Below are 8,766 nucleotides of genomic sequence, written 5' to 3' on the forward strand. Positions count from 1 at the left end.
ATGGCAGAAACAACTGTAACAGTAGGTTGGGGACAGCCTAAAATCGAAGTCAAGAAACTTGGTGATGTTTCCGGAGAATGGCAAGCATTCGCAACGCCAGTTGAAGGAACGACACAGCTTACAACTACACAAGGTGATAAGATGGAAGCCAAGATTGAAGGTGGAGAAAACGAAGCAGTGAAGTATAAGAAGAATACCTATCAGCTTGTTTTCGATGTACGTCAGGTTCCAGAACGTACAGACCCGATAATAGACAGTGATGGAGTAGTTGCTGATGAATATTCAGTTCGTATCACTCCTGAGAACGCAACCGCTATCGGTGCTTTGATTGACCGTGCATCTGTGAATGTCCAAAAGAAATTTGACGCTGAAAACGGACTTGTAAAGACCTACACGTTCGATGTTCTTAAAGCTCCTACAGGCGATTCTGTCAAGTTCAAAGTCATCACTGACGAATAATAATTTGACAGATTCAACACTGTAAAAAGCGTTTTTAGGTATTAGTTTTAGCGGATATGGTGTAATGGTAGCACGTAAAAGGTCGCTGTTCGATTCAGCGTATCCGCCCTAAGTTTAGACGATATGGACGAGCACAAGTTAGACATAGAAATGAGTATCTCCGATGCGATATTGGACAAACCGATTTGTTTCAATATAGGCAAGCGGAGATTTTATTTATACCAACCTACGCTTGGAAAGACTTATCTGTTGGCAAGGATTACAGAATCACTGGAACTGAACAACGATATTCTTTCCATGAATCCGTATATGGAAGCATTGAGGTTATGCAAGGAGAAACGTGATACCGTTTGTCTTGTCATAGCCTATCACAGCTTGCAAGGTAAGCGTAATGTGTTGGATAATGAGAAAGTAAACAAGCGTGCAAAACTGTTTTCGTCACAGCTTGATGATGCTGAATTGGCACAATTACTTGTGCTCGTATTCAGTTGGGACAGTTCTGAGAGCTACATCAAGTATTTCGGGATTGACAAGGAACGTGCCTTGCAGAAACGTATATCGTCTGTAAAGTCTAACAAAGGAAGTATCTCATTTGGAGGTAAAAGTATCTACGGTTTGTTGATAGATACTGCGTGTCAACGCTATGGATGGACTTTTGATTATGTGGTATGGGGTATCAGCTATATCAACTTGCAGATGTTGTTGGCTGATTCCGTATCATCCGTTTATCTGAGTGATGAAGAGTGCAAGAAACTGAATATACGTGACGGAGGAGAGGTTATCAATGCAGATGACCCCAAGAACTTGAAACTGATAAAATCTATGAACTGGGATTGATGTATGGCTGGATTGCATTTTGACATAACAGGAGATAACTCTAACCTCATGCGTAAGTTGCAAGAGACAGAGCAAGGAGTAAAAAACGTATCTAAGGCTGTTGAGCGTGAGGGTGGAAACATTGAAGAGATATTCGAAAGGTTGACAAAAGCCGCTGCTGCATTCGGAGTAGGATTGTCTGCAAAAGAGTTTATCGCACAATCAGTACAGATTCGTGGTGAGTTCCAAAAACTCGAAGTAGCGTTTACGACCATGCTTGGTAGTACAGAAAAAGCTGATGCTCTCATGCAACAGCTGGTACGTACTGCCGCTACCACTCCATTTGATTTGCAAGGTGTGGCCAACGGAGCAAAATCTTTGCTTGCATACGGTGTCGCTGCCGAAGACGTAAACAAAACACTTGTCAGACTTGGAGATATCGCAGCCGGATTGAGTATTCCTCTTGGTGATTTGGTTTATCTGTATGGTACTACAATGGCACAAGGACGCCTTTACACCGCAGACTTGAACCAGTTCACCGGTCGTGGTATTCCTATGATTGGAGAACTTGCCAAGCAGTTTGGAGTAGCAGAAAGTGAAGTGAAGAGTTTGGTTGAAGCAGGTAAAGTTGGTTTCCCGGAAGTCCAGAAAGTTATCGAAAGTCTGACCAATGAAGGGGGTAAATTCGGTGGACTTATGGAAGCACAATCTAAAACTATCGCCGGACAGATTTCAAATATTGAGGATAGTATTTCTCAGATGTTCAACAATATCGGGAAAGCAAACGAAGGTATTATTAATAGTGCGCTTGGAGTGGTATCTGATTTGGTTGAGAACTACGAGCAAGTAGGGAAAGTATTGCTCGAACTTGTTGGGACGTATGGAGCTTACAAGGCTGCATTGATTACTATTACAGCATTACAAAAAGCACATTCTGTTGTGCTTGCACAAGCTGTAGTTGAGCAACAGTTAGCCGCTGCTGCTGGAATAACATTGTCTAATGCTCAGGCAATGGTTGCCGCAAGAACAAAATTGTTGCAAGTTGCAACAGCGTCATTGAACAAGACAATGATGTTTAATCCGTATATATTAGCTGCATCCGCAGTCGCTGCTTTAGGATTCGGTATCTACAAGTTGGTCACTTATCAGACAGATGCAGAGAAAGCCCAATCTAAGCTGAATGATGCAATCAAAGAATCTGAGAAAGCATCTTTAGGCGAACAGAGAGAACTATCCAAACTGAAAGGAGAATTATCAGCACTAGAAAAAGGAACTGATGAATACAATGCTGTCAAGGATAAAATCATTAAGAACTATTCCAAGTATGACAACCAGCTTGCAGACGAAATAGAAAAAGTTGGTTTGACAGAGCAAGCATATAACAGACTTACAGAAGCGATCAATAAATCATTTGGAGCAAGGCAGTATAACAAGTTCAAGGACGAGCAACAAGGAGAGCTTGATGCGCTTATGTCTGAAAACCTTGGAAAGATACAAGACAGATTAATAGAAAAACTAGGAGAAGAAACTGGCACTAAGTATTACACCAAGATACGAGATGCCATCTTGAAAGGTACTGTCAATTCAAGTATAAAAAATGGTAAATATGAGTTTTCAGGATTTGATAATGGAACTATTGAAGCTCTTGATAAAGTAGCAGGTAAAGATGGTGGAGTATTTGATGTAACAAACCGAGCTGTTGAAGGATATATTGTTAACATTCTTAATGCTGTAAAACTTACAGATGAGCTTGACAAGAAAGCACGTGTTAAGTTCGGAGTTGATAATACAACAGGATTGTCTGATTATAAAAATAGTGATGGAAAAGAAATTCCTCAATCAGTAATCTCAGAGGAGATTGATGATGTTACCAGTAGAATCAAGAATCTTAAACAAGAAATATCTGATTTACGTAGCGGTAAGATACAGGTTGAAGCCGGGAAAACGGTTGAGTCTGTAATAGAATCAAAAATAAAAGAGTTGCAACAAGCTGAGAAATCATTGGAAACTCTGACTGGCATAAAACAAACTACACGTACTTCCAAGAAAACGAAAGATTTTTTCATCACCGTTCCCGATGAGGAAGTTACTCTCATCACTCCGGAAGAGATCGAGAAGAACATCACCATGCATCGTGAAGCTATGGATCAGTATCTTTCCGAATATGGAGATTACCAGCAAAAGCGACTGGCGATAGCGGATATGTATGCATTGAAGATTTCTCAGGCAGAAACGGAAGGAGAGAAGCTTTCATTGCAGAAACAATCGGAAGAGGCCCTGAAAACATTAGATTTTGAGGAGTTTAAGAAATCCATCAATTTTGCTGATGTGTTTGGCGACTTGGATACACAGACTACGGCTTCTCTTCGTGCCTTGCGTGATAAACTGGGAGATTATATCAACGAGGCAGCAAAGGATTTACGTCCGGAAGACTTGAAAGAATTGCAGGATGCTTTCAAGAATTTGGATTTTAAGATAGCAGACCGCGATCCTTTTCATGAACTTAAAGCCGGACTAGAGGAATATAAGTCAGCTCAGGAGGCGGTTAATAAGGCCCAAGAAGATCTGAATACGGTGATGGCCGATGGTACTGTCACTGTCAATGAATATGACAAGACCACGGGAAAGTTAGTTAAGAAAACACTCGACCAAACGCAAGCAGAGAAAAATTTGAACAGGGCTTTGTCTGAACGTCAAGTGGTATTGGCCAATTTGACAAAGGCTACCAACTCCTTGGGTTCTCATGGGGTGGAAATAGTAAATGCAGGGAATGAAGTGGTTGATATGCTTCAATCATTAGGAGTAGAAATTCCCGAGGCCGTTTCGAATACCTTTGAAGGAGTTGGACAGGTGATGAATGGCTTGGCGAGTATAGACTTGACGAAGCCTTTTTCTGCCATTACTGGAACCATTAGTATCCTGACTGGCATAGGTAAGACGATCGGCGGGTTGTTTGGTTTGGGTGGTGCAGATTATTCTGGATATGAGGAGATGAAGAGCCGGTACGATAATCTGATTTCTGTGTGGGATACCCTTATTTCCAAGAAAATGGAGTATATCGACATTGACTATGGCGTAGAAGCACAGAAAGCGGCCGATGAAGCGGCTAAGTTGGTTGAAACGCAGATACAGCGTCAACGCCAATTGGCAAACATGCTGGCAGGTAGTGGAGCAAGCATAGGTTCACATTCATTAGGTTATAGGATCAACGACCGCATGACCCAAAATGACTGGACCAATTTATCGGACTTAGTAGGACAGCGGGTAAGTGGAATCAACGATGTGTTGTCACTTGATGCGGATGTTATCGGCAAAGTGCTGCAAGATGAAAAATTCGTGTCTGTACTAACGACGGTTAATTCAGACTTTATTGAGTATATCCAGAACATTGAGAAATACGGAGAGCAGCTGGAAGAGATCGCCGAGAAAGAGAAGGAAGTATTTACCGGTATTAGTCTTGACTCTTTTGAGGACAGTTTTGTTGATATGCTTTCCGACCTGGATGCAAAGAACGAGGATTTTGCTGAAAACTTCGAGGGATATTTACAGAAAGCAATCTTTTCGTCCTTGGTCGCTAATCAGTATAAGGATCGGATTAAGAAGTTGTATGATTCATGGGCAAAGTATGGGGAAAGTGGTAATCAGTTGACTACAGATGAAGCACAGAATCTTAGAAATGAATATCAGGATATTGTGAATGACATGCTGGAGCAACGTGAACAGATTATGAAGGATTTTGGTTGGGATTCTTCATCCTCTTCTTCAGAACAAACTGCTTCAAGCCGTGGATTTGGGACTGAAATGACGCATGAAGACGCTGGTGAACTTAGCGGACGTTTCACAGCCTTATATGATGTAGGATTACAGATTCTTCAAAACATTACATTTTTACAGTCTATAGGGGTCTCTGCTGAATGTTGTAATACCGTTTTGCAAGAAATAAAAAACCTGATGGTTTCATCGAATGGGTATTTGGAAGATATTTCAGGATTCACAAAAAAAATGTTTGAATTGCTTGGAAAGAAGCTTGATGATATTAACAACAATATAAGCAGGGCTTTATGATTGGAGAATTATATATAAATGGACAGGACGCTTATGGGCAATGGGGAATAAGCATGGATGACACGTCTTTATCTGCATTAATGGCGCCTCCACCTAACAAATCTTTGATAGAGAACAAGAGTCGCCTTGAACACGGAAAGAGGGTCGTTATTGATAATGTAAAGGTTGACGAGAGAGATGTTACATTACAGATAAATATTACTGCACCGAATAAAGATGTATTCTTTTCAAGATATATGTCTTTCTGCAATGAACTGAAGAAAGGTAAATTGTATATTAGGACAAAATACCAACCAGATATTACGTATAAAATGATATACATTTCATGCAAGCAATTTAGTCAATTCATGCAAGGTATAGGTAAATTTTCTTTGAGACTTAACGAACCTAATCCTGAAGATAGATATTAGTACTTTATTGTGATTGAATTTCAATCATAATTTATACATTTGCAAAATAGATAATATCGTATGAAGTTATACGAAACTGTTTATGATTGACATCAAAGACATATCCGGAAAGATACTTAAATCTGTTATAGAAACAACAGATTGCAAGAAATATGAAGAACTGATGAGTTTATGTTACATTTCGTTGTCGTGGGATGATGAAAATAACATACAGTTACCAGCAGGTTCTTATATTGAATACGATGGCGAAAGATACCGTCTGTTAGAGCCTTATGATCCATCTTTTAAAGATGAAAGTACTTTCCAGTATACTCCCAAGTTCTACGATAAGATAGCGTTATGGAGCAAAAAACCATTGTTTTATGTCACAGATACAGGAGAGGAAACGGATTGGTCTATGACTGCATATCCCGGACAGTTTATGGATGCGGTTGTCCGTGCGCTGTCAAAATATACAGGAGAAACATTTACATATTCCATTGATGCTTCAATAGCACAATCAACAATGGAGACCATATCATTCCAGAATATAAGCATATTTGACGGTTTAACAGAGATCGCAAATAAGTGGGATGTTGAATGGTGGGTAGAAGGAAGCGTTATACATCTTTCAAAATGCCAATATGGCGAGCCAATAACATTGGAAGTCGGTAAAAATGTAGGTATTCCAACCGTGACCAATAATAAGGATGGTTATTTTACCCGGTTTTATGCGTTTGGATCAACACGAAACATTACTCAGGATTATAACGATGGAGGTTTTACGAATGGTTTGGTAAATAAACGTCTTACGTTGAATCAAAGTTTGTATCCCGGGGGATATATAGATATTCGTCCGGGCCTTCATCCGGAAGAGGTTTTTGTCAAGACATTGATATTCGATAATATCTACCCATCTTCTAAGTTGGTTATTTCCGGAGTAAGAGCAGAGTTAAAAGACTACATTGACAGTGATGGCAATAAGATTCAAGTTGGAGAAAGTGAAGGGGAACCATTATATAAGCAATATGCAATATGGTATTTCAAGATAGACGGATTCAACTTTAATAATTCAACCTATGATAAAGAAGAGAATCCAGAAGGTATGCTTTTGCCTGGACTTGATTTATCTGTAATCTTTGAATCCGGTCAGTTGAATGGTCGTGACTTTAAACTGACTTATCACGAGAAAACCCAAGAATATGAGATCAATTTTGTTGAAGAATCGGGGTCTATCATTGTTCCTGGAACTGTTTCTTTAATTCCTGCTGATGGTGACAATATAGTCCTGTATAATATCCGGATGCCTGAAGAATATGTAAGCAGTTCACAGGAAGAGCTGGCCGAAGCCTTACTTTCTGAAATGGAAAGGTATAAACGAAATATGAATTCATATTCTTTCCCTTCATATCCAGTATCATTTTATGAAGAGAACCTGGATATGAAGGTGGGGCAGTCTGTTTCATTCATATATGGTGGCAATAACCTTTCCACCCGTGTGTTGAAAGTAGAAAAACAGCTGGATTACCCTATAGAACAAACAATTACTATAGGGGAAGAAAAGATAAAAGGTAATACGCAAGAGATAAAAGAAGAAGTAATTGATGCCAATCAGAATATAGATGTTGTTAAGGCACTTGCGGATCTGAACAAAGCTATTACAGATGGGTACGGACGTGTTCAGCAACTCATCATGCAGAGTTTGTCCCAATATAAAGGAATATGGACTTTGGATCAGAATGGTTTTCCAAACGATCCTTCCAAGTGGACAATAAAAACAGATTATACGGCCATTTCCGCAAAGGACTTTATTGCTTTTGCCGACGGCGGTGAATATGCCAGTGGCCTTCCGGTGGCCGACTATGATACATTTGGCCTGTTTAAGGCGAAACAGGGAGGTGGATTGCTATTCGATGCAAACGAAGGATGGTATGTTGATCCGGAATTTGCCGGTGGCGGTGGTATTGATGAAGAACAGCTTGAAAAATACCTTACGGACAACAACTATATCACTGTCGATTACTTGACAGAACAGGGTTATCTCAAACTTTCTTCTCCACTGACAGGCTATGCTATTCCGGAAGCTTATTCTCCTATCACGGCAACCGATACGATTCTGTCGGCTATCGGGAAGCTGGAAAGGAACTTTGACAATTACGTTGATTTGACAACGAACCAAACGATCGGAGGCGTAAAGACTTTCAATGAAACGATTCTTTCTAAAAAGGATGTTATCGCATACGCTGACGGTGGAGAATACGCAAGTGGTTTGCCTGTGGCAGATCAATATACCTACGGCCTCGTCAAGGTGGACGGAACGACTGTACGTATCAATGCTTCCGGACAGTTGGAGGCAGATGCAGGCGGTGGTATTGACTTTACGGTAGGTACGGGACTTGACTTTTCGGCAGCTTCTGTTCTTTCGGTTAAGTTTGGGACAACAGCCGGCACAGCTTGTCAGGGTAATGATTCGCGACTTCATACACACAATAATAAGTCTATTTTGGACGGTATCACTTCCGGTCTTATATCGAACTGGAACACAGCATACACTAATAACCATACACATAGCAACAAGACTGTATTGGATGGAATATCTTCTACAAAAGTAAGCAACTGGGATGAAGCCTTTTCAAATAAACACTGGCACAACAACAAGAGCGACCTTGATACGATAAATCAGGGGTTAGGAACTTCTTATTCTCCTACATTTAAGGCGATCACATTATCCGAGTGGACTATAGACAGCGTTGGTGGAGACCTCAATCTTAGACATCTTGGGCAACTTGCCGCTTATTTCTCAGGCTCGAATAACGGTAATTTTGTTACGAAAGGAACCATGATTGCTGAAGGTGATGTAATAGCGTATCAAGACGGCGGTTCTTATGCAAGTGGACTACCTGTTGCTGATTCTTCCACCTACGGGCTGGTGCGATATGACGGAACAACTATCGGGAAAAATTCTTCCGGACAGTTATATGTTATCAATGCCGGAAGTGGTGGTGGAAGCAATATAAACGTTATCGACAGCCTTACA

The 8,766-nt window shown here is 40.5% G+C and carries 5 protein-coding genes; all 5 read left to right on the top strand.

Annotation, left to right across the window (positions count from 1 at the left end; genetic code table 11):
- Complete coding sequence (locus MUN53_RS14560) at positions 1-459, top strand: hypothetical protein (RefSeq protein ID WP_243326236.1); 459 nt, start codon at positions 1-3, stop codon at positions 457-459.
- 123 nt (positions 460-582) lie between these two features.
- Positions 583-1,296, top strand: coding sequence for a hypothetical protein (locus tag MUN53_RS14565; protein WP_243326238.1), 714 nt, complete (start codon positions 583-585; stop codon positions 1,294-1,296).
- Between the two features lie 3 nt (positions 1,297-1,299).
- Positions 1,300-5,340: a tape measure protein gene (locus MUN53_RS14570; RefSeq protein ID WP_243326240.1), complete on the top strand. Its 4,041-nt coding sequence runs from the start codon at positions 1,300-1,302 to the stop codon at positions 5,338-5,340.
- Positions 5,337-5,750 (top strand): hypothetical protein, encoded by a 414-nt coding sequence (locus MUN53_RS14575; RefSeq protein ID WP_243326242.1) that lies wholly within the window; start codon positions 5,337-5,339, stop codon positions 5,748-5,750. Before MUN53_RS14570 ends, MUN53_RS14575 begins: the two co-directional genes overlap by 4 nt.
- An 82-nt stretch (positions 5,751-5,832) precedes the next feature.
- Positions 5,833-8,766, top strand: a 2,934-nt coding sequence (locus tag MUN53_RS14580; protein WP_243326244.1) for a hypothetical protein, incomplete at its 3' end; no start/stop codon positions are given.

The sequence above is a fragment of the Parabacteroides faecalis genome (assembly GCF_022809355.1).
In the GTDB taxonomy this organism is placed as follows: domain Bacteria; phylum Bacteroidota; class Bacteroidia; order Bacteroidales; family Tannerellaceae; genus Parabacteroides; species Parabacteroides faecalis.